Origin of the sequence: Parasedimentitalea maritima, assembly GCF_005771405.1 — a bacterium.
Lineage (GTDB): Bacteria > Pseudomonadota > Alphaproteobacteria > Rhodobacterales > Rhodobacteraceae > Parasedimentitalea > Parasedimentitalea maritima.
In genome coordinates, this window is sequence record NZ_VAUA01000014.1 from 123,810 (window position 1) to 149,270 (window position 25,461).

At 51.4% G+C, this 25,461-nt stretch carries 23 protein-coding genes and 2 pseudogenes; 8 read left to right on the forward strand and 17 right to left on the reverse strand.

From position 1 onward, the window contains the following. Window positions 1-174: 174 nt before the first annotated feature. The 5 genes from FEE96_RS22185 to FEE96_RS22200 form a co-directional block, all read right to left on the reverse strand. A complete protein-coding gene (locus FEE96_RS22185) occupies window positions 175-2,886 on the reverse strand; it encodes a hybrid sensor histidine kinase/response regulator (protein ID WP_138165316.1) in 2,712 nt (903 codons plus the stop codon). A 120-nt stretch (window positions 2,887-3,006) separates the two neighbouring features. Next, window positions 3,007-3,774: a substrate-binding periplasmic protein gene (locus FEE96_RS22190; protein WP_138165317.1), complete on the reverse strand. Its 768-nt coding sequence runs from the start codon at window positions 3,772-3,774 to the stop codon at window positions 3,007-3,009. Between the two features lie 734 nt (window positions 3,775-4,508). Then, window positions 4,509-4,904 carry a transposase gene (locus FEE96_RS24165; protein ID WP_138165318.1) on the reverse strand — a complete coding sequence of 132 codons (396 nt, stop codon included), beginning with the start codon at window positions 4,902-4,904 and terminating at the stop codon, window positions 4,509-4,511. After that, window positions 4,885-5,133, reverse strand: coding sequence for a transposase (locus FEE96_RS23615; protein ID WP_171021782.1), 249 nt, complete (start codon window positions 5,131-5,133; stop codon window positions 4,885-4,887). Before FEE96_RS23615 ends, FEE96_RS24165 begins: the two co-directional genes overlap by 20 nt. Window positions 5,134-5,328: 195 nt before the next feature. Beyond that, entirely contained in the window at window positions 5,329-6,201 is an 873-nt protein-coding gene (locus FEE96_RS22200; RefSeq protein WP_246079560.1) for an AraC family transcriptional regulator, read from the reverse strand. A 183-nt stretch (window positions 6,202-6,384) separates the two neighbouring features. Here FEE96_RS22200 and FEE96_RS22205 point away from each other — a divergent pair, with 183 nt between their 5' ends. Both FEE96_RS22205 and FEE96_RS22210 read left to right on the forward strand, forming a co-directional pair. Then, complete coding sequence (locus tag FEE96_RS22205) at window positions 6,385-6,849, forward strand: (2Fe-2S)-binding protein (RefSeq protein WP_138165320.1); 465 nt, start codon at window positions 6,385-6,387, stop codon at window positions 6,847-6,849. A gap of 3 nt (window positions 6,850-6,852) precedes the next feature. After that, window positions 6,853-9,039: a xanthine dehydrogenase family protein molybdopterin-binding subunit gene (locus tag FEE96_RS22210; protein WP_138165321.1), complete on the forward strand. Its 2,187-nt coding sequence runs from the start codon at window positions 6,853-6,855 to the stop codon at window positions 9,037-9,039. Between the two features lie 1,085 nt (window positions 9,040-10,124). On the opposite strand, the pseudogene FEE96_RS22215 reads toward FEE96_RS22210, so the two are convergent. From FEE96_RS22215 to FEE96_RS22240, 6 genes and pseudogenes are all read right to left on the reverse strand, one after another. Then, window positions 10,125-10,307 (reverse strand): annotated as a pseudogene (locus FEE96_RS22215) (IS3 family transposase); the annotation flags it as partial. Window positions 10,308-10,422: 115 nt separating this feature from the next. Next, on the reverse strand, window positions 10,423-10,728 hold the full coding sequence (locus FEE96_RS24170; RefSeq protein WP_171021789.1) for a PAS domain-containing protein: 306 nt from the start codon (window positions 10,726-10,728) through the stop codon (window positions 10,423-10,425). Between the two features lie 157 nt (window positions 10,729-10,885). Beyond that, window positions 10,886-11,431: a DUF3833 family protein gene (locus tag FEE96_RS22225; protein ID WP_138165322.1), complete on the reverse strand. Its 546-nt coding sequence runs from the start codon at window positions 11,429-11,431 to the stop codon at window positions 10,886-10,888. Continuing rightward, window positions 11,428-12,654 carry an MFS transporter gene (locus FEE96_RS22230; RefSeq protein WP_138165323.1) on the reverse strand — a complete coding sequence of 409 codons (1,227 nt, stop codon included), beginning with the start codon at window positions 12,652-12,654 and terminating at the stop codon, window positions 11,428-11,430. The genes FEE96_RS22225 and FEE96_RS22230 overlap by 4 nt, the downstream gene beginning before the upstream one ends. Before the next feature lie 294 nt (window positions 12,655-12,948). Further along, a complete protein-coding gene (locus tag FEE96_RS22235) occupies window positions 12,949-14,106 on the reverse strand; it encodes an SAM-dependent methyltransferase (RefSeq protein ID WP_138165324.1) in 1,158 nt (385 codons plus the stop codon). After that, window positions 14,045-15,394 carry an NAD(P)/FAD-dependent oxidoreductase gene (locus FEE96_RS22240; RefSeq protein WP_138165345.1) on the reverse strand — a complete coding sequence of 450 codons (1,350 nt, stop codon included), beginning with the start codon at window positions 15,392-15,394 and terminating at the stop codon, window positions 14,045-14,047. Before FEE96_RS22240 ends, FEE96_RS22235 begins: the two co-directional genes overlap by 62 nt. 125 nt (window positions 15,395-15,519) lie before the next feature. On the opposite strand from FEE96_RS22240, the gene FEE96_RS22245 reads away from it, so the two are divergent. Beyond that, the gene (locus FEE96_RS22245) at window positions 15,520-16,284 is read left to right on the forward strand and encodes a DUF1365 domain-containing protein (protein ID WP_138165325.1); all 765 of its coding nucleotides are present in this window, start codon (window positions 15,520-15,522) and stop codon (window positions 16,282-16,284) included. Next, window positions 16,284-17,009 (forward strand): SDR family NAD(P)-dependent oxidoreductase, encoded by a 726-nt coding sequence (locus tag FEE96_RS22250; protein ID WP_138165326.1) that lies wholly within the window; start codon window positions 16,284-16,286, stop codon window positions 17,007-17,009. The genes FEE96_RS22245 and FEE96_RS22250 overlap by 1 nt, the downstream gene beginning before the upstream one ends. Window positions 17,010-17,050: 41 nt before the next feature. Here FEE96_RS22250 and FEE96_RS22255 read toward each other — a convergent pair whose 3' ends face one another. The 4 genes from FEE96_RS22255 to FEE96_RS22270 all read right to left on the reverse strand — a co-directional run bounded on the left by FEE96_RS22255 (window position 17,051) and on the right by FEE96_RS22270 (window position 20,578). Continuing rightward, window positions 17,051-17,566, reverse strand: coding sequence for a fasciclin domain-containing protein (locus FEE96_RS22255; protein ID WP_138165327.1), 516 nt, complete (start codon window positions 17,564-17,566; stop codon window positions 17,051-17,053). Window positions 17,567-17,741: 175 nt separating this feature from the next. After that, entirely contained in the window at window positions 17,742-18,377 is a 636-nt protein-coding gene (locus FEE96_RS22260) for a ChrR family anti-sigma-E factor (protein ID WP_138165328.1), read from the reverse strand. Continuing rightward, the gene (locus tag FEE96_RS22265) at window positions 18,378-19,007 is read right to left on the reverse strand and encodes a sigma-70 family RNA polymerase sigma factor (protein WP_138165329.1); all 630 of its coding nucleotides are present in this window, start codon (window positions 19,005-19,007) and stop codon (window positions 18,378-18,380) included. It abuts the gene before it with no gap. Window positions 19,008-19,150: 143 nt separating this feature from the next. Then, window positions 19,151-20,578 carry a cryptochrome/photolyase family protein gene (locus FEE96_RS22270; RefSeq protein ID WP_138165330.1) on the reverse strand — a complete coding sequence of 476 codons (1,428 nt, stop codon included), beginning with the start codon at window positions 20,576-20,578 and terminating at the stop codon, window positions 19,151-19,153. Between the two features lie 186 nt (window positions 20,579-20,764). Here FEE96_RS22270 and FEE96_RS22275 point away from each other — a divergent pair, with 186 nt between their 5' ends. From FEE96_RS22275 to FEE96_RS22290, 4 genes and pseudogenes are all read left to right on the forward strand, one after another. Further along, the gene (locus FEE96_RS22275; protein ID WP_138165331.1) at window positions 20,765-21,286 is read left to right on the forward strand and encodes a glutathione peroxidase; all 522 of its coding nucleotides are present in this window, start codon (window positions 20,765-20,767) and stop codon (window positions 21,284-21,286) included. Window positions 21,287-21,324: 38 nt separating this feature from the next. After that, window positions 21,325-21,645, forward strand: coding sequence for a thiol-disulfide oxidoreductase DCC family protein (locus tag FEE96_RS24175; RefSeq protein WP_425467353.1), 321 nt, complete (start codon window positions 21,325-21,327; stop codon window positions 21,643-21,645). 75 nt (window positions 21,646-21,720) lie between these two features. Further along, window positions 21,721-22,173, forward strand: coding sequence for a TspO/MBR family protein (locus FEE96_RS22285; protein ID WP_138165332.1), 453 nt, complete (start codon window positions 21,721-21,723; stop codon window positions 22,171-22,173). 13 nt (window positions 22,174-22,186) lie between these two features. Further along, a pseudogene (locus tag FEE96_RS22290) lies at window positions 22,187-22,848 on the forward strand (SDR family oxidoreductase). Between the two features lie 338 nt (window positions 22,849-23,186). Here the strand turns inward: FEE96_RS22290 and FEE96_RS22295 are convergent. Next, on the reverse strand, window positions 23,187-23,828 hold the full coding sequence (locus tag FEE96_RS22295) for a DUF1826 domain-containing protein (RefSeq protein WP_138165333.1): 642 nt from the start codon (window positions 23,826-23,828) through the stop codon (window positions 23,187-23,189). Then, entirely contained in the window at window positions 23,825-25,039 is a 1,215-nt protein-coding gene (locus FEE96_RS22300) for a GTP-binding protein (RefSeq protein ID WP_138165334.1), read from the reverse strand. Before FEE96_RS22300 ends, FEE96_RS22295 begins: the two co-directional genes overlap by 4 nt. Window positions 25,040-25,461 lie beyond the last annotated feature (422 nt).

Here is a 25,461-nt window from a genome sequence, read left to right on the forward strand (position 1 = left end):
GATACGTGAAATGGTGGGAAACGGAGTTTTGCTGCAAGGATGCTGAATGTTTAAGAAAGCGCCGTTTTATGATTAGAGAAAAGGCGTGCCTGCACGCCTTTAACTACTCCCTGAAAAGTCCTCGATCTGAGGTTAGCCTGTTCTCCGACGCAGGGACTGGCGAAGTCGGTAACTTTACAACTTAATTTCTTCTTCGACATATGCCTCGACGAACTCTCTAACAGCATCGAAGCCTTGTTCAACAGGCGCGATGTAGTCTTGCCCAACAAACGCACCGCTCCCACTTGCGGCCTTTTCGATGTTTTCACAAAGATTTCCTAACTCAAGGGCTCCGACGAACCTCATGGACGACTTGAGTTTGTGTGCCAGGAAACTAGCAGTCTTGTTGTCGTTGTCTCGCAAAGCCTTTTGAAGTTTCTGGATCTCTGGTCCCGTACTGGCGACTAGTTTTAGCAGTGTCTGTGCGAAATATTCCTTGTCCTCGAACCCAAGTATTTCCACCAGAACAGATGGATCGACAGGCGCAGTTTTTGGCGTTGTCTTGACTTCCTCTTCATCAGGTGTGCGATGGTCATGCTTTTTCTGAGAATTTGGCCAGGTGGTCTGAAGTGCTTCACCTAGCTGTTTAAGTGTAGTCGGTTTTGAGAGGTAATCATCCATACCAGCAGCAAGGCACTTCTCGGCTTCTCCTCCCATCGCATTAGCGGTAATCGCAATAATCTTTGATGGAGATCGCCCCTCTGCTTTTTCGACAATTCGTATTCTCCTGGTCATTTCGAACCCATCCATCGTGGGCATATTGCAGTCTGTCAGGACCAGATCGAAGTGTTCAGTTTTCCATTTCTCTAGCCCTTCGTAGCCGTTCATCGCGACCTCTGGGCTAAAACCCAGAGATTTTAACTGCATGAAAATCACCTCCAGATTGATTTCGTTGTCTTCCACAAGCAGTGTTTTTGGCCAAGCATCCTTCTCAGCGAATAATTTCGCGATCTCTGCCTCTTGATGAAAAACTTCAGCGTTCACCCGTTCGGCCAGCACTGATATGCCCTGGATCAGTTCGGACGGAAGCAACGGGTATCTTTGAACAGCTAAACAATCCGGCAGGCTACAGCGATCGACTTCTTCTTGGTCGGCTACCAAATACAGAAATCGAATCAGATCATTGCCATCGGAAACAGCCTTGCTAACGCGCATGTCTTCGGAAAATGTATCGAGCGACAACAGAACGATAGTCTGGTCCGTCACCGCTGAAATCAAGGTCTGTAGCTCAGCCCCAGTCTCCGCATAAACTATACTTGACTGATGATGCTCTATGTAGCCCGAGAGCGTCTTGCGATTAATTCCTTCATCAACAAGAGCCAGCACATTCAGTCCAGAAATGTCGGGGTCTTCACATACGCCATCTGTCTGCACATAGGGTAAGGTCACTTCAAATATGCTCCCTTCGCCAAATGTACTTTCGACGTTGATTGTCCCGTTCATGAGTTCGATTATGTCTCGGGTGATAACAAGTCCCAAGCCAGTGCCGCCATAACGCCGGGTGGTGGAGTCTTCGCCCTGCGTAAACGCTTGAAACAGCTTGTTAAGTACGTCCTCGGTCATGCCAATGCCGTCGTCGCTCACGGTTATCTTCATCAGGGTTTCTTCAGAATGATTGGCAAGTAACCTGACACGGCCGGGTTGCTGATCAACCTCTCGGCTGGAAAATTTTAAGGCATTGTTCAGAAGGTTCACAAACACTTGGCGAAGACGGACCGGATCGCCGAGAATAAAGCGTGGAATTCTGGGGTCCAATCCAAAAGTAATCCTGACGTTATACCCTTTTGCTATTGGCCGCAGGGTATCGACGACCCCTTCAAAAAGGTCGCGAAAGTTGATGGGTACAGACTCAAGCGATACCTTGCCCGCTTCGATTTTGGACAGGTCGAGAATGTCCTCGATGATCCGAAGCAGCGACATGGACGACCTGCTAATAGTTGCCAGCATGCGCGACTGCTCAGGCTGCAACTCAGTCTGGGAGAGGACTTCAGCCATCCCGACGACACCGTTCATTGGCGTGCGTATTTCATGGGACATATTGGCAAGGAACTGAGATTTCGCTCGATTGGCAGCCTCTGCTTTATGGGCTGCCACTCTCAGTTTTTGCGTTCTCTCAGCTACACGTGCCTCAAGAAAATCCAGATCTTTTCTTTTTTCGTGTTGGTAGTTGCGGATAGATGCCTCAAGGATATCCAACTCATCGCGTTTATCGTTGTAGTTTTTGTCACCTTCTGGTTCGACCGATTGTTTTGGGCCAAATCCCTCAACTGTTTTTGATATCCTCTCAAGACGTTTAGTCAAAAGGAAATAGAATGCCGCCATCAGCGCTGCTGCCAGCATCAGGCTCCGGATTACTCCGAAAAGAACAATTAGCCAGATGCGATTGAAAAAATTGCCATAGGCCAGATAGGGGGCAACCCAGACTTTCAAGGATCCGACTGGAGCCGAGTGACCTTCCACAAAGAGCTCGATGGAGTGAATTCGCGGACGGTTCTCGAGTAGAAGGCCTTCGAACCAAAGCTTTGTGGGTTCTTTCTTGGCGGTTTCCATTCTGGCAAGAGTGTTACCAAAATCGGTTTCAATCTCGGCTTGCACGATTGCCTTATATTCAAACAAACCAGAAACAACTCTGGAGCCTAGTCGGCTCTCAAGACCAAAGGCAGCCTGGGCGGCAGAGTCTCGTACTGCATTCAAAAGTTGAGAAACAGTTGCATTCACCCGCTCTTTTTCATCTTTGAAATCCAGCCAAATCTGCAGCCCACTCAGAAACAACCCAAGAAAGAAGGCAAGAAAGACAGCCAGCCGCACTTGTTTGAACGAAAGACGATTGGTGAGTCGTACGGTCATTTTGTCCTCAACACTTCGTCGATGTTAAGAAGCAACCGCTTCCATTTCTTTCTGATTTCGTTTTCTGGCTTTTCATTATATGGGACTTCGGTTCCTATATGGTGTGGAGGCTCGATTTTTTTACTGCATCAACCTCGAAACACCATGGAACTCGAGAATGTCTTTCAGAGTTCCGTTTTTGCGCATCTCGTCAAGAGCTTCATTGAAGCGATCTCTAATCTCGACATGATCCGGGCGCGCTCGGGAAAAAGCGACATGCATAGGGTTTTCCTGCAACGCTATCTCAGAGTATTTCAGGCTGACCACCGCATCCGGATATTCAGTGGCAACAGCATAACGTGCTGCAATTTCCTCAGCAACGATGACGTTAGTTCGACCAAATATCAGTTTTCGCAAGCTTAGAGAAAGCGTTTCGGACTCCTCTCGGACAAAAAAGTCCGCATTTTGAAAATCCTCTGGATAACCATAACCCGCGGTGACACCAACGGTTTCCCCTCTCAGGTCCTCCAATGAATTGAAGGTGAATTCGTAATCGCTGCGGTGAATAAGAACGATGCGGCTGGAAACTATTGGGTTGCTATACTCAATTTCCTTTTCTCTCTCAGGTGTCGACCAAATGGCCGTAATCACGTGATATCTACCACTCACTGTCCCGGCATAGGCTCGGTTCCACGGAACGATGGCTACCGCCACCTCGTATCCCGCACGTGCAAGTGCCTGCATAGTAATGTCGGTGATGATGCCCCCCTTGGGTAGGGTTTCGCCCTTGTAAGGAGGCCAATAGTTATTCGTTAATATCAGCGGTTCCTCTTCGGCCACCACCGATGAAAAGGGCTGCAATGCTATTCCAAAAAACACTGCCATTCCCAATATGGCTCTATTGGTCATTCAAACCTCCGCTTTCGCTACTCCCACATGTTTCCAAAAACATCTGGTCGTCACTTAAAGTGTTTGGGTTTCCCCAGATCACTCGTTTTCAAGGGAAGAAGGCCTTTACAACCCTCAAACCATTCCTTGTTGAACTCAGTACCACGCAGTCTCTACCTTATTCACTATACCAACCTCCATTGGGCTGGGCGCAGCGCCGTGATAAACCCTAGGAACAGCTTTGCCTCAAATGGTCGAAGGGTATTTCTAGCGCTGAAGTTTTGATTTTGGATTGATAAACTTTTACCACAATTCGGATTTGTCACACATATCCAGAAACTGGTCGGCATCCACTTTCGCAGGAGCGACCACGAACAACATAGCATTGGATCATTTAGGTAGGGAAGGGCCACCATCAGAAACGGGCGTGACAAGTCCTATGCTTTCTGCCCTCACAGCTGGTCGACCGGATTCAAGATGGATCAATCTGGCCCGTTTGGCCAATTCTTGCAATTGCGTTGGCAAGGCGTGCGGCCGCTGGAGGCCTTGAGCCTGTGGGCATCGCTGTTAGTCGCTATGATGTCGCCCAGGTGCTTGCGCAACTGCTCGTGGTTGCCGCAATGTAAAATCTTAGTTGGTTTCGCTAAACGCCTGAATTTGCAAAATCCGTTTCCTGCGGATTCTGTGGAAAAACATCGTGTTGCTGGCACTGAAAACAAGGGACTGAACGTTGTACGAGGGGAAAGTTGCATAAATCAGGCGGTCGAATGTTGTCGCGGAACAAGACCCAGCCAAACTGCAAAATGGGGACCCTTCTGAAAGTTCTGAGCAGGGGGACAGAAAGCCTGGATTGCCATCGCTGACATCGGTCCAATCCCTGGCATTGTTTGCAGTCGTCGAGCATCGGCGTTGCGCAATGCGCCTTTCTTGATTTTAACGTCCAGCTCCACAATCTCACGATCGAAGGTTTCTGGAGCGCCCTCTAACTCTGCGCGGCATCGTTCTGCGAACAACTGACCATTTCTGCGCTGTTGCGGCAAAACGATTCCATACTCAGCCAAGTGCGCGCGAACAACATCGATGAACTGTGTTTTCAACCGGAAAAACATCGCGTGTTCGTAATAGCGTGGCCTAAGCCTGCTGATTTTCATCTTTTACCGCTTCCGTGCGCATGGACGGCCGAGACGCTGCCTCAACATCGATCGCATCGTTCTTGTGGAGTTTGACAAACGGTTTGACGTAAAGTGCGGGAATGAAGCCGACCTCGTGTCCGGCAGCTTGTGCGACGCGAGCCCAGTGGCGAGCAGACCCACAGGTTTCCATCGCAACGATGCATGGCGGCAGCTCTGAAAGAGCTTTCTGGAACTTCGGTCGGGTCAATTTCCGTCTTAAATTAACATAACCATAGTTATAAGTTTCTCAAATTGTAGCAGGGCACATTCTAAGCTCCGTTGCGACAAATCCCCTATCTTGCTGGAAAGCAAGAAGAATGGAAGATGGCGCACACAGAGCTGGATTTGCGTGAGAGACGCGCAATTATCGCCAACTTAATGTGACAACACCCGTTTAGGCGGTTTATAAAGATTTTTCCTGCCTCGGTGTAACGCCAAATTTCCGGGCGTATTCTCTACTGAACTGGGTTGGGCTTTCATAGCCGACCTCGAAGGCCACCGACGACACGGTTTTCCCTTTGGATCTAAGCAATCGCTGCGCCTCCAGAAGACGTAACTCTTTTTGATACTGGAGTGGTGTCGAGGAGGTCACCGTTTTGAAATGTTCGTGAAACGTGGACTGGCTCATTCCGGCAGTAGCCGCCAGCTCTGCAACGGGAATGTTTTGATTATAGTCGGAACGAATGCGCGCTATCGACTTAGATACACGGCTGGCTGGGCTTTCATGCAAAAGCAGCTGGCGCAGCATTCCTCCGTGCTGGGCGCGTAGCAGGCGAAAATGGATCTCTTTCACAACCAAAGGAGCCAGAGTTCGCGCCTCTGTCGGGTCTTGAGAAATCCGAAACAATCGGGTCATGGCGTCCATCAGGCCGACATCCGTTTCTGCGACGCTCATGGAGTGCAGACTTGCAGTCGGCATTTCGGCCTCGCCAATGTCATCGTAAAGGCTGCGCGCCATAGCCAAGTCCAAACGCAGCGCCAGCGACACATAGGGTTTATCTGCCGACGCCTGAATGACCCCCGAAACCGCAGGCATCGTATGACTTACAATCAGCGAGTCACCCGCGCCATATATTACGCGCCGCTCGCCAAGATGCGCCTCTTTAACCCCTTGCAGGACCAGGCACATGATCGGCTCATACAGTGTCGCTTCATACGCCGTAGTTTTTGGATTGCTCATAGCAAAAAGACTATCAACACCCGTCGTGCAGGCCTCGCCAAAGCCGTTTTGCTGCTGAACATGGTTGAAAACCTCGGAGATCAACTCTCTTTGCACAGTCGTATCCTTCCCATCTGTTCTGAGCATATAGGGCTTTGTTCAACATCACAGAACAGAAAAACCGGGGCATCGTAGGATTAGGCAGATCTTTCGGAGGATGAGGCAGGGAGAACGGGCAGTTGATTGCTATCTGAAGCCCAACATCAAAAAACTGACCGAGCCAATGGGAGCCCCTAAGCCATGACAATATCATTGAATTTAAACGGCCAGACCCATGAGGTGGACGCCGAGCCGGGAACCCCGCTGTTGTGGGTGATCCGGGACGAATTGAAACTGACCGGAACAAAGTTCGGCTGCGGTGTAGCCGCCTGCGGCGCTTGTACAGTGCATCTGGACGGAGAACCCGTGCGCTCTTGCCAGACCTTTATTGAAGACATTGATGGTGCCGAGATCACGACCATTGAGAAGATGGAAGAAGACAAGGTTGGCGCAGCAGTCCAGAAGGCCTGGCTGGAATTGGATGTGGTTCAATGTGGCTACTGCCAATCTGGCCAGATCATGAATGCAGTGGGTCTGTTGCGTCAAAACGCAAAGCCAACTGCAGAAGAGGTGGATGACTATATGCATGGCAACGCTTGCCGCTGTGCCACCTACCAGCGCATCCGCGCCGGTGTTCTGCGTGCATCCGAAATTCTGGAGGCTTAAACAATGGCTGATCAACTTTCTCGTCGCGGTTTCCTGAAGAGCGCTGCAGCGGCTGGTGCCGCACTCTACATTGGTGCCAACACCAAAGGCGTCATGGCTGCATCCAACTCTGCGGACGCTATGCTCAACCATTTCGTAAAAATCACTGGTGATGGCCGTGCTGTTGCGCTTTGCAAGCACGTAGAATTTGGCCAGGGCTCCGCCACTGGCCTGACCACACTGATCGCTGAAGAACTGGGCGTCACCATGGAGCAAATCGACTACGAATTTGCCCCTTCCAACCCCGAGATCTACAACAACCTGCTGTTCGGTCCCTTCCAGGGCACCGGCGGGTCAACTGCGATAGCCAACTCTTTCACCCAGTACCGCACCGCCGGTGCTGCTGCGCGCGAGATGCTGATCTCTGCCGCGGCCAAAACCTGGGGTGTGGACGCAGGTACGCTGGACATCGTCGAAGGCGTGATCACCGGTGCCGGTAAAACCGCCCCAATGGGTGAGTTCGTCGCCGCAGCTGCCGGGATGGAAGTTCCCGCAGAACCCCGCTTGCGCGACGCGTCTGAGTGGAAGATCATCGGCAATGCACAGACCCGCCGTCTGGACAGCCCCGTCAAAGTGAACGGTCAGGCACAATTTGCCATGGACGTGCATCTGGACAACCAAATGGTCGTCATGGTTCGCCGCACGCCTCAGCGCGGCGGCACGGTTGTGGCCTTTGACGACAGCGCCTCCAAAGTGGTCAAAGGCTTCATCATGGCTCAGGCTCTGCCCACCGGTCACGGCGTTGCGGTGTACGCCGAGAACACTTGGGCGGCGATGCAGGCCCGCAACGCGCTTGAAGTCGAATGGGATCTCTCTGCAGCCGAAACCCGCTCATCTGGGGAGATCAAAGATGAGATCCTGGCTGCGCTCAATACAGAGCCGACCTATAACGTCAACAAAGCTGATCGCGCAGCCGTGAAAACGACGGTTGATGGCGCGGCAACTGTGCTGGAAAAGACCTTCTATTTCCCGCTGCTGGCGCATGCTCCAATGGAGCCCTTAAACTGCACCATCGAGCAGACTGCAGAAGGTGACATCGTGCTGCACGATGGCGCGCAGATGCCGACAGGCCCGCACATGGCCTATCAGCAGATCTTTGAACTGCCTGCCGAAAAAATCCAGATCAAGAGCATGCTCGCCGGTGGTTCATTTGGCCGTCGCGCAACACCTGATGCTGACTATCAGGTCGAAGCGGGTCTAGCTTTCATCATGACCGACCGGTCGCGCCCAGTGAAACTGGTTTGGGATCGCGAAGACGACATCCGTGGCGGCTACTATCGTCCGGCCGCGGGCCACAAGGTCCGCGTCGGTCTGGATGAAACCGGCGCTATCATCGGTTGGGATCACCAAGTCGCGGGTCAATCCATCATGAAGGGCACCGCGTTCGAGTCCTTTGCCGTACATGATGGCGTCGATCACTCCACAGTTGAAGGCATTGCCGACAGCCCTTACACCATTCCGGGCCAAGCGCTGGGCCTCACCGATACCGAGAAAGCAACGTCGGTTCTTTGGTGGCGTTCCGTGGGTCACACCCACACGGCTTATGTCATGGAAGTGATGATGGATCTGGCCGCAAAAACGTCTGGCAAGGATGCGGTTGAGTATCGTCTTGGTTACCTAACCGGTGAAGGTGACGCGGCCCGAAAGGCTGGCGTGCTTAAGCTGGCAGCCGAGAAGGCAGGCTGGGGATCTGCGCCTGCAGGTCACGCCAAAGGCATCGCCGTGCATAAGTCCTTTGGTTCTTACGTCGCCACGGTTGTGGAAGTATCAGGCAACACTGACGATGGTATTGTCGTCGAGAAGGTCACCGCAGCTGTGGATTGCGGCATCGCGCTGAACCCAGACACAGTCACAGCGCAGGCCGAAGGTGCGATCGGCTATGGTATCGGTCACGCGATGCGCGACCAAATCACGCTCGATGGTGGCGCCGTGGAACAATCCAACTTCCCGGACTATGAGCCGCTGCGCATCTCTGACATCAAGGTGATCGAGACCCACATCGTGCCCTCGGCAGAAGCACCCACAGGCATAGGTGAACCCGGCACACCACCATCCGCTCCGGCTCTGGCCAATGCGATTGCGGCCCTGTCCGCTGACGCAGAGTATGTCGCTGAGCTGCCGATGAGTGCAAATGGGGTTGAATTCGCATAAAACCTTGCCTGCACCGCGTGAAAACGTCTGGTGCAGGCATATTCGCTGGGTTGTCGTTCCCACCAAAACTGATTGCGCCGTCCCGCTTAGCCCAAAGCCACCCGTGGGCGACCGCTGGCCTCAACTGTCAACACAGCCTCGACAAACACGTGTCGCGATTCAATTTGCGCGGTGCGGATGTCGCGGTTCACATGCACATGGATGTCTTCGGCTCCGGCCTCCCCGGCGGCTTGCCGGGCCTGCTCAGACAAAACCTGTTCCAGCATCTTCATGGCTGCATCAGAACTGTTAAAATCTTTCGGTCCGTCTTCCAAAAACACTCGAAATTGTCTTTCGGCCGGCGAGCTGACGGTACCGCTGCGCCGCATCGAAACACGGCCAACTACCGCACCAATGGCATTGGCCACACCTGCGTGTTGCGGCAGGATCATCCGACAATGCAGGCGCTCGCCGACCGCCGGGTAATAAACCGGTGCCGAGGCCCCCAAGCCAACAACATCACTGTTCAACGCAGCATCCAGGGACAGCATCCCACGATGGCCTGCCAAACCACGTTGCATCAAAACATGGCGGGCCAACTGTGCAGCTGGCAGGCCAAAATCTTCTGCGTCTTCCTCAATGGCGGTTTCTAACAAGGCCAAGACTGTCTGCTTGGTCAGCTGCTCAATAATCATTTCAGCCAAGTCCTGCGGCCCTGTGGCCAAGACCTTTCCACTGCCAATCCGTCGGCGGGAAAACAGCGTCAGCGCCTTTTCCGCCGCCTCCCGGTCCCAACAGTCCAGCCGTCCCAGCACGTGGTTTGCATCCGAAGGCGTGATGTCAGCAACTTGCACCATCCCACGGTCCCATAGCCGTTTCAATGCTCCTTGCTCCAGTCTGTTGCGTAGGACATCACCAACTGGATGCACCTGACCCTCAATACGATGTAACAACAGCAGTTCCCTGTCCGTCAGACCAATGGAATTCATCTCTTTCTGAGTAAAAACAAACCGACCATCATGCTCGTTAGGCAACGGCGCGTTCAGCTGCCGCTCCAACGATGAATGCACCACTTCAGCAGCATCAATTGCAATAAAGGAGACAGGTAGCACCCGTCGAGAATGCAGATCCAGGATCACAGAAAGATACAACCAACCTATACGGGTCCAAACATAGCTGATGTCGCCGGCCCATTTCTGGTTTGGTTTCTCCGCTGCGAAGTCCCGATCCAACAGGTTTGGTGCAATGTTGAATTTATGGTCGCTGTCGGTCGTTACCTTGTGTTTGCGGACAAAGTCGGAAAATGGCCGACCCTCAATCCTCTGCCGGGGCAGCCCCAGCATGCCGCAAAATGCATTATTGACCTTAAGAAACACGTCGTTTGCGTCGACAATGCAGTTCGGTTCAGTGATACGTCAAAGTAGCTGGACGCCATCCACGAAGCTTGGATCCGTTCTTGACCTTGTTGCAAATCTCAGAACGCCAGACCTTACCCTTCTTTATAGTGCTCCAGAGATCGGCAAAGTACTCTTCGCGGTGATGGTCTGAACTCAGAACGCTGTGTTCCCGGCCGAGCACTTCCGCTTCTGTATATCCTGAAATCTCAGTGAAATGGTGGTTTGTTTGAATTATTTTCCCGTCGGAATCTGCAATCGTGACGATCGCGGCCGAATGAATTGCATTGCTCAGGTCAGTGACCTCCGCAAGCACCAAGTCCTTTTGTTGGATGGTTGCAAACCCACCTTGGCACGGCGATGCCGTCAGGGGCGGTTACATCATCAAAGCCAAGCATATCTAATCGACCATATTCGTCTATCCAAAGATGGTCGACTATAGAGTTTTTGGCGTAGCCCGTTTAGGATTCAACTCAATTGGGGCGCATTGATGCAACCAATTCTGCAACTTTCAGCCCGAATTTACGCATCTCTGACTTGTTGATGATCGCCCCGTCAGCGGTCAGATACATCCAGTCAGTGGCTTGCAACGTATGGCCGCCTGCGTCTTGAGGAAGAATAATTTCATAACTCAAGCGGACGGTTGATCCGGAAACAACGCCTTGTCCTTCTCCGACCAGGTCATCTGCAGTGGCTGTAAACGTATTGTTGGGCCCAAGCTTAAGATACCATTTGCGATTTTGAGTTTTTCCGTTGGAATATGTAAATTCTTCGGTCAATGTGCCGATGTCTCCGTCCCATGTGCCGACCATTTTTGCGACAAAACTGTTGGTCATTTTTCCATTCGGGCCAAAAATTAGACCTTCCGACAACATCTCGCCAGACAGGTGTGTTTTGAGGTCAAACTGTGGGCCGGTTTCTGCGTAGTTTTTGGGTGATTGGAATCGAAAACTGAACACGTAGGTTTTTGCAATCATTAGAACGAGCAGAATCATTAGAAATACGGCAATCAACTTCATGGCGACGGACTTTCAGAGGGCAACCTTAGGGCGTAGAAAAAGGCCGCAGTTTTGAGGAAACAAGGAAAGATGGCATAAGCCGTTACAAGAGAGCCTAGCGCCTCTCGGGAGTTGTCGGAGGCAGGAGTGAACCCACGGGCTTGCAGAAATGGCAAAGCAACTGCAGCTGCAAGGGCCAAGGCAAGCTTTCCGGCAAACGACCATATTCCAAAGGCCGTTCCAGCGTTTAGGCCAGCTTTGGTCAACGCAATGCTAAACAGCGCGGGCAAGAGCACCAAATCAGCCCCAAGTGCTGCACCGGATGCAAGGCAGATAAGCGTAAATCCAACTGCGTTACCGGGCGCAAGAAACGCTGCGCCGATAAAGCTGGCAATGGCTAATGGCATGGCGATCAGTAATGTGTTTTTCGCTCCTATCCGGCGGCTTAAACCGGTCCAGGAAGGTACGCTCAAGCCCGCTGATACAAAGAATAAAACCAACAATGGCCCGGCCAAATTCGGAAGAGCCAAGTAGTCTTGGACAAAAAAGAGAAACAGAGTTGACGTAAGAGCCACCGGAAGGCTGTTAAGCACGGCCAAGATCAGCAATTTGACAGCGCCCGCCTGCGACAAAGAAGCAAGGCTAAGCGATTGTCCCAAAACAACTGGTCGCGTCCAAATAGGTCTGGTCAGCAACGCTGTTACGACAGCCACCAGACCCAACAAGAAGCCGAAAGTACCATACCCCTGTTCGGAGGCCCCAAAACCAATCAGCACAGTTGGAGCTATTGCAGCCAGGACAACCCCGGCTAGCATCCCGCATTCCCGGTAAGAGGCCAGAGTCATCAGCGCGCGCGTCTCTGGTGTTTTTGCCAAAGTTGCGCTCCGCCCATAGAGTAGGATCATGCCGAGACTGTAGGCCGAAAACAAAAGTACCAAAATCAAGATCAACTTGACCAACACATGTGGGCCATCTTGCAGACCAAACAAGAGCGGAAAGCCGAGTGCAAGCCCCCCAGCCGCGGCCAGACTGAAACCACTCTGCATTTGCGGCCATTGGTCAATGGCCCAGCCAATCAGGGGGTCTTGCACCAAATCAAAAGCCCTTATCGCAAGTAAAACCACCCCCAATGTGCCAAGGTTAATTCCAAGATTGGTCGCGGCAAATTGGGGCAGATGAATATACAGCGGAATCCCTGCACAGGCCAACATCAGGGCATATAAGCTTATCCTCGGATACAGCATCATTGCCTCAATAGTATTTGGGGAAACCGCGCAGACCGACTATTTGCATTCAAAAATTTTGCCATATACTTGGCTTTTAGTCCCTTTTCGTATGAGGTGCAGCCGACACGTTGATAGCGCGAAAAGGTCAACTGATCCGCTCCCCGACTGTCGGCCATATAGAGGTGCCCAAGCTTTACAGCTTGATAGCAGTCGTTCAGATGACCGCGCCGCTTGGAACTGAGCAGTGCTTTTTCATGCATAGCCCGCAATCCGCCTAGCGGCGCTTGGCGCAAGAAAGTGCTTACGACAAGGTTACGCATGTGCCAGTTCAACCTGAACGACATTTGTGTGACCAATCGCAAAAGAGGCCGCACAAATTTCTAGATAGTATTGCCAGTTACGAAAGAAGCCTTCCCCATATCCCTGTTCCAGAATTTTACCTTTCTGTTCGGCCAAACGTTTGGCCCAAATCCGGCAGGTTTTTGCGTAGTCCGGGCCAAACGAGAAACTGTTGTTGACTTGTAGCCCGGCGGAGGTTGCCTGAGTTTGAATCATTTGATCTGACAACAGCATTCCTCCAGGAAAGACATGCTGCCGAATATAATCAGACGAAGTACGATAGGTCTCAAAGAAATCGTCGCGAACAGTTATGGCTTGCAGCACCACCCGACCGCCAGCCGCAAGGCAGCGTTTTAGCGTGCTGAAATAGCTCGGCCAGTAGTTCTCTCCCACGGCTTCGATCATTTCAATAGATACGATATTGTGGAACTTACCCTGTAAATCGCGGTAATCGCACAGCTGAATATCGGCTCGCCCGTCCAAACGACAATCTGCAAAACTATGTTGATTTCGCGAAATGGTAACGCCGGTCACGTTACGACCTTCGTTGCTCGCATGCTCAGCAAAGCCCCCCCAACCACAGCCAATTTCTAGCACATTTTCACCGTCATTTAGGCGTGATAAAACCCTTTCGTTTTTACGGTACTGTGCCTGTGCAAGGTCATCGGCTCTATCGTCAAATATCCCAGATGAATATGTCATACCTTCGTCAAGCCAGAGCTGATAAAATTCGTTCCCAACGTCGTAATGGGCGCGAATATTCTTGCGAGATCCACGTTTTGAATTGGCACGTAACACCCTATCAACGAGACGAAACTTCGCACGCTTGAAGGGGCTTGCACGATCATATCTTCCCAGCTGATCCCGGTTCAGCATGGCCACCGACGTCAAGCCCTCAATCGATGGAGTGTCCCACAGTCCCTGTACATAGGCCTCACCCAGCCCAACCTGACCATGTGCAGCCATTGCCGAAACAGCTGCCCAATCGCGAATGTTCATTTCGACCTCGGGGCCATGGTCGCCAAACTGATAGCGCGCACCATCTGGGGTGCGCAGTGTCAGCTGCCCTTCACGCAGATGTGCGCAGGTCTCTAGGAAATGTGTTTTCATCGCTTTGTTCGTCATTGTCATCCAGAAGTCCTTTGGTGGTCAGGGCAGAGGGGGAATTGATCATGCGGACAATGCGCATAGCGCTTGCAATTCCATCTTCGTGAAAGCCGTGGCGATTGTATGCGCCGGCAAACCACGTGTTGTAACGACCTTGCATGCCACGGATTTCGCGCTGTGCTTGTAAGGCGGCTTTGTCGAAAATCGGGTGAGAGAATTCTACTTGATCATAAATCATGTCAGAAGGAATTGGACGCGTCGGGTTCAGTGTCACGAAGAGAGGATCATTTTCTGGAATACTTTGCAGTCGATTCATCCAATATGTCACACCGACGCCGCCATCTTGGCTTCGATAAGCCCAGCTTGACCAACAGCTACGACGTTTTGGCATTTGCCCAACGTCACAATGCAAAACTGCCGTGTTGGGTTGATATCGGATTGCCCCAAGGGCTTCCTTTTCTGCCGTTGTGGCATTTGAGCCCAGTATCGCAAGGGCCTGATCAGAGTGGCAGGCAAAGACAACATCATCGAATTCCATACAGCCCTGCCCTTGCGCAACAACTGACACGCCGACCTTGTTACGAGTCACTTGTTCAATCGGCGATGCTATGTGGATTTTGCAACCACGCGCTAAAAGCGCAGTCTCCAAACGACTTACGTATTCAATGCTGCCGCCTTTTACTGTCCACCACTGGTGCTGTCCGATACCTGCAAGCAAGGCGTGATTGCGAAAAAACTGGACTAGCGATTTGGCCGGAAAGGCATCAACATCGGTCACCGGAGTGGACCAAATTGCGCCGCACATCGGCATCAGATAATTGTCGCGAAACCAGTTGCCCAATCCCAATTCATCAACCAACTCACCAATAGTTTTGTTGTCATCAGTCGCGGCGGCTTCGGCCTCTTTACCGAAACGCAGTATGTCAGCAACCATTTTGTAAAACTGAGGCCTGACAAGATTGAGTTTCTGTGCAGAAATCGCAGCTAGGCTATTTAACCCGTACTCAATCTTTCCATCGTCAATGCTTGCACAGAAACTCATTTCGCTTTTTATCACTGGAACATCAAGCTCGCGGAACAAGCGCGTAAGGTAAGGATATGTGGCGTAATTGAAGACTATGAAACCTGTGTCGACAGGTTGTTTCCTGTTTCTGCCCGCCATAACAGTCCGCGCATGACCACCCAGTCGAGGGGAGGCTTCAAACAAAGTTACATGATGTCTCGACGACAAATAATACGCGGCTGATAGGCCTGAGATACCGCCTCCTATGATGGCGATCTTGCGGCGTGGGCCTTGGGTTTGATCCAGCATGCAGTCCTCGTTTTTATATACTGTTTGGTAATTCTTACGCGGCCAGTTGAATTGTGGATCACTTTTATTTTGAGATAATATACGTTTGACGTGATCCACTTGAGTGAGTTGCACGTAAGCTTATCATGATAGAACTTGTTCCAGCCCAAACATACCACGCCCGATGCGGCAGCCTGAAAAACACTTTTAGATACGGTGTTGATTATGTTTTAACCGATACGTCCAGTGACGCACCACCACTTTTGACTCGCAATGGTTTCAACCTGTTTTCAGTCTGTGACCGCAACCATGGAGGTCGGCGTGGGAATGGCAGTGGTCTCGCTTGGTTTCAAAAAGAGTTACTCAAACGCGAATTTCCGGTTGATCAGGCACAGCTTCTACTTTTGACCCAGCCAAGATTTTTGTGGTTCCAGTTCAACCCGGTGAGCTTTTGGATTGCGGTAATTGACGGTACCCCGCGTGCCTTTATCGCTGAGGTCAACAATACGTTTGGTCATCGCCATTGCTATTTTTGTGCCCATCGTGATTTCCGCCCAATAAAGTGGGCAGACGTGATGGAAGCCGAAAAACTGATGCATGTTTCGCCGTTTCAGCAGGTCGCGGGGCAGTATCGCTTCAATTTTGATATGACCGATCAGGCTTTTAATATTCGAATTTCGTATAAAAATGGCGAACAGGGCGTCCTAGCGACGTTGAGCGGCTTGCGAACTCCAATAACGACAAGGGCATTGGTCAAGGTTGCAATTCGACGACCGTTTGGAGCGGTACGGGTGGTGGCCCTTATCTATTGGCAAGCCTTGAAACTATGGTTCAAGCAGGCTCCATTCCTGCGAAAACCCAAACCACCAAAACCGCTAATATCCGACGCCAACGCCACTGGTCCCAGATAGTGAGTCCGTTCGAGGGTAAGACCTACTGGTTGATAGGCGCGAGCGAAGGTTTGGGGCGTGAGATTGCAAAAGGTCTGGCTCTGGCTGGGGCACATGTAATAGTCTCTGCCCGGTCAAAGTCACGTTTACTAGAACTGGCAAACGACTTGGGATCTGCAACGGCCCTCCCAATGGATGTGACATGCCCCAAATCAGTAATGTACACGGCTCAAGCCGTAGGCCGGGTTGATGGTGTGATCTATAACGCCGGCGTCTATGAACCAATGCATACGCAGGACTGGGATGTCAAAGCGGCGATCTCGATGCTTGATGTAAATTTCGCCGGTGCATTAAGGGTTTTACATCATATCATGCCGCAATTAATTGCGGATGATAAAGGGGATGTAACCTTGGTTGGGTCGCTGGCAGGATATCGAGGCCTACCGGCCGCCATTGGCTATGGTGCAAGCAAGGCCGCCTTGATCAGCTTGGCTGAAACGATGCGCTACGACCTGAGAAATAGTGGCGTCACGGTGCGTATCGTCAATCCAGGCTTTATCAAAACGCGCCTGACCGACAAGAATAGCTTCGTAATGCCCCAACTTATGAAGCCCGAAAAAGCCGCAAGTCACGTCCTAAAGGCCATGGAGCATCGCCGATTTCGCACTGATTTCCCGCGTCCTTTTTCATGGCTCATAAAGGCCATGCAGCTGCTACCTGACTGGGTCGTTTATCGAGGCAAGTAATTAATAGGCCCCGCGAAACGCGACGGGACCTATATTTCTTGTTAGTGGCAAGCTGGGCGATTGCCAGGCAACAGAACTTTGTCGATCACATGGATCACGCCATTGTCGGCCTGAATATCTGCGATAACTACGTTTGCCACTTCACCTGAACCATCAGCAATATTCACGCCTTCACGACCTGACGTAATACACAGGCGCTCACTTGTCAGGAGTGGCTTGAAATAGTTTGATCCTGAAGGAATCATATCGGCCGAAAGCTCACGGTCATCCACGTGATACAAAAGCACATCGGTCAGCTGATCTTTATTTTCCGGCTTGAGAAGAGTTTCAACTGTGCCCTCTGGAAGCGCTGCAAAGGCGTCATTGAGAGGGGCATAAACTGTAAATGGCCCTGGGCCGGACAGCGCTTCGACCAAACCTGCAGCACCGACGGCAGCAACTAAGGTAGAAAAGCGCTCGTCGCCTGCGGCAATCTCAACGATTGTGTTCGCTTGCACACTCCCTGCGGCAGTGGAAAGGGCAAGAGCAGCGATAACGGCTTTGAGCGTGATTTTCATGATCTGTCTCCTTGGACAATGGGGGCGTTTCACCCGTCTAAATTTAGATTCGTACCAAGGATACGGACTGAGTCCGGACATGGATCTCAAACTCACAAAAACGTTATTATCCAGACATTTAAAAGAAAAAGGCCCGCAAATTGCGAGCCCTTAACACTACGGTATATGACAGTGGTCATATACGAAAAATAGGTTGTAACAACCGTGGTAAAAAGGAGCTAAACTGCAAGGGTGCGTCAGTTGCAGCTAGGCAAATGCATGCGTCTCCAGCATCCGCTATTGGTGTATGTTCAAGATTTTCGTCGCCAATTTCTACGTCACCAACTCCAAAACGTCCGGTCTCATCACTAAAACTCCCTTGAAGAACCAAGGTCAATTCAAGTCCACTATGACTATGATCCGGAACCGCTTGCCCAGCGGGGATATAAATCAAACGCACAGATCCACCGCCAACTTCAGTGAGGATACTTTGCTTAACGCCCATGCCAAGGGTTTTCCAGCGCGGTGGCTTCCCCTTTAACGCTTCCATCACCGGACTAGGAAAAATCCCTTTGGCATCGAAGATAGGTTCAGACCGAATGGGTGTATCCAGCATCGCCATCAGATCGGTTTTCATGCCAGAAGACACAGCAACATTGTCAGATCGTTCAAGTAATGCGCCACCAACCGCTTGATGCGCACCAAGGGACGCACTGCACTCAGCACAAAGCGAGATATGGGCAGCGACAACCATAGCGAATGGGTGTGGTAAGTTACCAGATACATAGGCCGCGATCATGGTGTCTGGTATGTGATGTGTGATTGCATTCATTTAGCGCAACCCCTCTAGTTCTTTTCGTAACCGGCGAAGTCCCAGCCGGATGCGTGATTTTACGGTGCCAAGCGGCAGTCCGGTTTGAATGCTGATCTCTTTATGTGTGAGATCGCCAAGATAGGCCTTCTGGATCATGTCTTTTTGGTCAGGCTGAAGCTGTTCAATAGCAGTCTTTAAATGCTCTGCTTCTTGGTCAATGGCCAATATTTGACTGGCATCAGGCTCGGACCCGGGGTCTTGAGCCAGTTCCTCGGGAACTGGGCGATTTTCTTTTCGGATAATATCAATCTGTCTGTTGCGAGCGATTTGATAGATCCAAGCCGATGCCTGAGCGCGATGAGGGTCGAACATCGAAGCCTTGCGCCAAACGGTCAGCATAACATCCTGAACGATCTCTTCTGCCTGTGCCGACCCAGTACCATTGCGCATCAAAAAACCCTTCAGACGTGGCGCAAAATAGTCAAACAACTCGGAAAAAGCTGCTCTGTCCCGCAGGTCCCGTACCAACACAAGCCAAACCGTCGGCTGAGACGTTTCCTGCTTTTTTTGCGGCACACATAATCCAATATTTGAGGGCCTCAAATAACGAAGGCCTGCAGAGGGAGGGGCTAAAGTAGTTGCGATCATAATGAGAATACGGCCGGGTGCAAATTTTGGATCACAAAAAACGCAAATCCAACCAGTTAATATATGCAACAGTTGCTCTCACAGTGCCCTATCAAACGATTGTAGCTATGAATGGGACCGACTAGCCATAAGATTCCAAGCCGTTAAGTGTTCAATTTCATTTCCTCGTAAGCGGCAAGAGCCCGTCTTCTACCTTCTCCGAGATCTATAATTGGTTCGGGATATGGGCAGTCAGGTGTCAAATTCCAGGACCTTGGGCAGGCCTGAAAGAAGTCCAGAGCATCCCGACCCGGTTCGTTCACAAGCTCGGCTACGAAATTGGAAATATATCGCTTTTCCACGTCAAATTTCTCTGCCTGTTTCTGCGGGTTGAATATCCGAAAAAACGGAACCGCATCCGGCCCTGAACCCGCAACCCACTGCCAACCCATTGCGTTTGCCGCGGGATCCCAATCAACCAGGCATTCCTCGAACCAACTCTGACCAATACGCCAGTGCTTTAGCAAATGCTTAGTGAGGTAAGATCCTGCTATCATTCGGCATCGGTTGTGCATGTAGCCTGTCACATAAAGCTGTCGCATTGCCGCATCAACAATTGGCACGCCAGTGCGCCCCATTTTCCATCGCCAAACCGTGTCATCCGAGTTTTCCTGCCACGGAAAATTGTTCCAATTCGGACGCCAATTGCAGTTCACAATTTCCGGTGAATTATAGACGAGATGGTAGGAAAACTCGCGCCATACCAGCTCCTTCAAGAAATGCTCGGCTCCCTGCCTGCCTTCGTTCATCGCCTGAAGCCCGGCATGCCATACGGTTCGGGGACCGATTTCCCCCCAAGCCAAGTTTTCTGAAAGACGCGATGTTGCCTCTTCGGCTGGAAAATCTCGGCGCCCTTTGTAATCGTCAATTGGCCCATCCAAGAAGTGTCTAAGGCGGCCTAGGGCCCTGGTTTCGCCAACGCAGGCATGTCTCACCAGGACATCAGCCCCACGGTTCATTGCCGTTCGGAGCTGAAGGCTTTCTAGACTACCATTTTCAGGCCAAGAATACGGTGATACCAAGGTTTTTGGGGCAATGTTGGCACTGTCTACTGGTCTGCCTCGCACCGCTCGCCACATCGGACTGTAGACCTTGAAGAACCCACCCTGCTTCGTTTTGACAGCCCATGGCTCGAAGAGTAAATGCCCTGGAAAGCTACGGGCGTCATGACCTGTCGACGTTAGGCTGGTTTTGACGGCCTTGTCGCGTCTAATTGCGTCCGGATCATAGGCGCGCGTCCACCAAGTAGCAGTTGCACCAGTTTCATTTACAAGAGCCCCTAACACATCCTTGGCCCGTCCCCTGCGAAGAACAAGCTTTGACCCCAACGACTTCAGCCTGTCACCGAACACTCTTAAGGCTTCATTGAGTCTCCATTTTGCGGCGGCACCATAAGTTTCAACAACTTCGTCTAGAATAAAAACTGGGATTATGGGGCGACCTGATCTAGCAGCTTCGGACAAGGCAGCGTGGTCTGCCAACCGGAAATCCCGTCTGAACCAAAGAATAATCGGTGACGCCGTACCTGACATGTCTTTTCCTTTTATTGACCAGCCGTTTAAGCTCCGACGTTATCGTACTTAGCTGCCCTATCTATCTAGGCAAAAAGTCATTCGCGTAATGATAACCGCTTAATGTGCTTTCCTTTCCAGTTCTTTGACCGATGTGTGGTCCAAAACGACTCCTAGACCGTAGTGAATGTACAGGAGGTGCAAAAAATGGCACGCGTTTTACTTTTGATAGCATTTATCGTTGCTGGATTTCAGGTGAAAGCCCTTGATCTGGACGCTTCCTTTGAATCCATCGACGGCGGCACACTCACATTGTCACAATGGGACGGGCAAACCGTGCTGGTGGTGAATACGGCCTCCAGATGTGGCTACACGTACCAATACAGTGGTCTGCAAACACTTTACGACAGTTACCGAGCGCGCGGCCTTGTAGTTCTCGCAGTTCCATCAAATGACTTTAAGCAGGAACTGGCCAGCAACGCAGAAGTTCAAGACTTCTGCGATTTGCAGTACGAGATTGATATGCCCATGACAGGGCTTTCTCATGTGAAGGGGCCCCAAGCGCACCCATTTTTCAAGTCATTGAAAGAGGAAACAGGATTTGTTCCAAATTGGAATTTCAACAAGGTGCTGATCGCACCTGATGGTAATGTAAGTGCCACTTACCGAGCAAGCACCAAACCGAACTCTTTAAGGCTGCTGCGCGATCTAGAGAGGGTTTTGAAGTGAAACCTGACCACCACCCGTTTTCGACTGAGAAAGTAACAGTGTTCTTCGATGGGTCCTGCCCGTTGTGCACGGCAGAAATTGATTTCTATCAGCGGGCTGATACCCAAGGAGCTTTGAAACTTTTCGACGTGTCATGCGAATCCTTTTCCGGCGATAATAGACTATCCCAAAAGCAAGCAATGGCGCGGCTACATGTCCGCTTGGCGGATGGGAAACAAATTTCTGGCGCGGGCGGCTTCTTTGAAATGTGGCGTGCAATTCCGTCCTGGCGCTGGCTCGCAGGCATTTCACGAATTCCCGGTGCCATGACGGTCATGGCACCGGGCTATATCTCGTCTTCCTGCAGATCAGACCCCTAATAGTATGGGTTTTCAGCCGACTGCACCGGGCGCCCAGCGGGTCCCGAAAATAGCAATATTAACGGACTTATCTCAATGACAAAAACACTTTCTCTCCCGCTATTTCTATTTGCAGTAATGGGCGGTGGTCTCGCCATCGGCATATTGACCGCCCCTGGTGAATGGTATGCGACACTTCAAAAGCCCACCTTCAACCCGCCTAACTGGATTTTTGGACCTGTTTGGACGGTCTTGTATCTGATCATTGCTTATGTTGGCTGGCGCCTATGGCAGCGGGACCCACACGGTCTAATGATGAGACTTTGGTTCGCCCAGATGATCCTAAACTTTCTTTGGTCGCCAGTGTTCTTTGCCGCCCAAAAGCCCGGGATCGCGCTACTCAATATATCATTGCTGTTTTTAACTATTGCGCTTTTCATCGGAGTGTCATGGCGTTTCGATCGCCAGGCTGCGCTGCTTTTTGCTCCATATGTTCTTTGGCTGGGCTTTGCGCTGACCCTCAATGCCGCCATCGTGTATCTAAATTAAAGGAAGGGTCACAATGCAGAAACGTGCCCTCGTACTTGGAGCATCTGGCGGAATCGGGCAGGCGCTAGCTGGCCAATTAGCGGAACGAGGCGTAACGGTAACCTGCCTATCCAGATCCCAAGACGGCTTGGATGTGACCTGTGAAACCAATATTTCCGAACTGTTTTCAGGCTTGGAAACACCTTTTGATCTGGTGATTGTGGCAACCGGCATCCTTTCAGGAGAAAGGGACCTGAAAAAACAATAAAGGCGCTGACTCTTGAAGAACTTATTCATCTGTTTGCCGTGAACACGATTGGCCCGGCATTAGTGCTCAAGCACGTGCAACATCTTTTGCCACGAGATCGGCGTGCCGTCTTTGCAGCCTTGTCTGCGCGCGTGGGGTCTATTGGTGATAATACCTTGGGCGGCTGGTATTCCTACCGTGCGTCCAAGGCGGCTCTAAACCAATTGATCAGAACGGCATCAATCGAGCTGAAGCGCAGCCATAAGCATTTGGTATGCATAGCTTTGCACCCAGGAACAGTGGCCACAGATTTCACGCAAAACTATCCAGCGCACACAAAGGTTACACCGCAAGAGGCGGCAAGTAACCTTTTGAAAGTCATCGATACACTAGCACCAGAAGACAGTGGTCACTTTCTTGATTGGACCGGAAACGTTGTGCCTTGGTAACCCATTTCAGCGTAAAGATTTCAATCAACGGCGCAGCTGCCGACAGAGCGCATTAGTGACGGTATCTCTTGAGTTCGCTCGCCTTCCCTACCTCCACGCTTGGGAGACTGGCTCACAGGCCAAGGAGGGCGTCAGGAAGTGGATGGAGGTCCACAATCACGAACGCCCCCATTCCGCGTACAGTTGTATGGGCAGTCGCGGACTTGGTGCCTATTGTCTATGCCTCACCATGTTCGCTTTTCATCCCGTATTGCCAAAGGCGTTCCAGGAACCATCACTCAGAGACGCGCCTGTTCGTCATGTCGCTGTCAATTCATGATGGCCCGGAGCACAAAACCTCAGACTTTTTCTTCCAAATCGTAAATAGGATCGAGTACCAACAAAAGCCGAGACTCTCCGGTGCCTGCAATCGGCGGCGAGCGATGCCGTAACCGTGTCGGCGCATCACCCGACCACTTGGTGCCGCGCAAAACGACGGGTGCGCCCGCTGGAACCGAGATGTACCTATCCGGGTCACATCCTGGTTCAGCTTCGCCAAGCTGGGTGGTTTGCCCGCGATAAGTGCAGATCAACCGTGCTGTCACAGCGTCGATGTGGAACTTACGACAGGCGTTGGTCGTGACCACATCTAAACGCAGTCGCAGATAGCGCACGTCCATCAGATCAGCGAACCGCTTGGCCAGTGTAGCGATATCCTGCATCAAGGCCCTGCGCTCTGGCCCAGTAGGCGTGCCGCAGCTGTCGCAAATTTGGCATAGGGCCTCTTGGATCCGGCAGGGTTCCAAGATCACCCGTGCACTTGGCAGTTGCTCGGTTTCCAATGAATTCAACCAAGTTTCCAGTGTCGACATTGGGTGTCGCTTCAAGATCACCGCCGCGCAACCTGTCTCGCGGATCGCTGCAAGACCTTTGATACCATCTGTTAGCGTTACGCTTGAGGGTGGGCGCACCGCGTTTGGTGATAGCGCTATCGCGTTCATTGGCGTTGCCCCCACTGTGGGAAGGGATCAGGCATTTCGGCCCATTCCTCGGGGCGAAACGCCTCGACATCCAACAATGCGGCGTTGAGACGTGCACAGATAGTTTCACGTTCAAGACCAACCCCGATAAACACCAACTCTTGGCGGCGATCACCCCAGGGCTCCACCCAATTAGACGCGATTTCGGCCTGTGCTTCAGGATGTGTAGGAAGCCGCTCTTCGGGCAATGAGGCCCACCAGAACCCAAGTGGTTTGACCGAAGACAGAACCCCGGCCAGGCTGAATTCTGCTGCCCATTGCGGTTGAGTGGCCACCCAGAAATGACCTTTGGCACGGATTACGCCGGGCAAAGTCCCATTGAGCACACTATGCAGTTTTTTCGGATCAAACGGCGCGCGTGCGTGGTAAACAAAAGAGTCGACCCCGTATTCTTCGTCTTCTGGCGTGTGATTGGCGAAACCGTAAAGCTCTTTTGCCCACATTGGGTGTTCATGAGCAGTATCAAAATCAAACAACCCGGTGTTCAAAATCGTTTCCGCAGGTACATCCGAATGGTTGGTCTCGATGATCTTAGCATCGCCATTCAAAGCCCGGATTACCTTGCGTGCCGTTTCCGCACGTTCATGACCAGCATCCGCCACCTTATTCAGTATTACTACATCAGCAAATTCGATTTGTTCCGTCAATAGGCTGACAAGACTACGATCATCTTGCTCTCCCAGAGATTCCCCGCGGTCGGTTAGAAAATCATGGCTCGAGAAATCTTCTAACAAGTTCACTGCATCGACTACTGTGACCATAGTGTCTAGGCGTGCGACATCTGACAAACTTTCGCCTTCTTCGTCGCGAAAATCAAAAGTTGCGGCCACGGGAAGTGGTTCGGAAATGCCTGTTGATTCAATCAAAAGATAGTCAAAGCGCCCTTCTTCGGAGAGCTGACGCACTTCTTTTAGCAAATCATCGCGCAGGGTGCAGCATATGCAGCCGTTCGACATTTCAACCAGTGTTTCCTCGGAGCGTGAAAGCTCTGTCCCTTCGCGCACCAGATCTGCATCAATATTCACTTCAGACATATCGTTCACGATCACAGCCACACGGCGCCCGTCGCGATTGTTCAGTACGCGGTTTAGAAGAGTTGTTTTTCCTGCCCCAAGAAATCCAGACAGGACGGTCACGGGCAGGCGGTTATCTGTAATTTCATGATCTTTCATGATGCAGGTTCTTTCTCAGGTTTGGCTTTTGAACGCAGCATGTCCAAGCTGCTTTAAATTTAAAGGTGGGAGTTTCGGGCGATGACGAAAATCCGCGATTGTCGCTCACAAAGGGTTCCTAAGTACTTTGTGCTTTGACACTCTTCATTATGTTATAACGTAACATAGTTCAACCGAAATCTCCTATGCATCGTGGTGTAAAATCAAAGAGCACCCAGAACGCTGCATTTTATGGCTGCAGTGTAACCCGGTCGAGACATTTCAGACATACCGTGTTGTTTTTTGTGAGAGGTTTTTCATGTAGAAATGCCGTTACTCGCGGGACATTTCCTTTAACCTCCCAGATTTGGGAAGAAGGAGATGTTCATGAACAAGGATCAACGCGAGATTCAACGTAAGCTGCGGATACTGCGATACGCAGA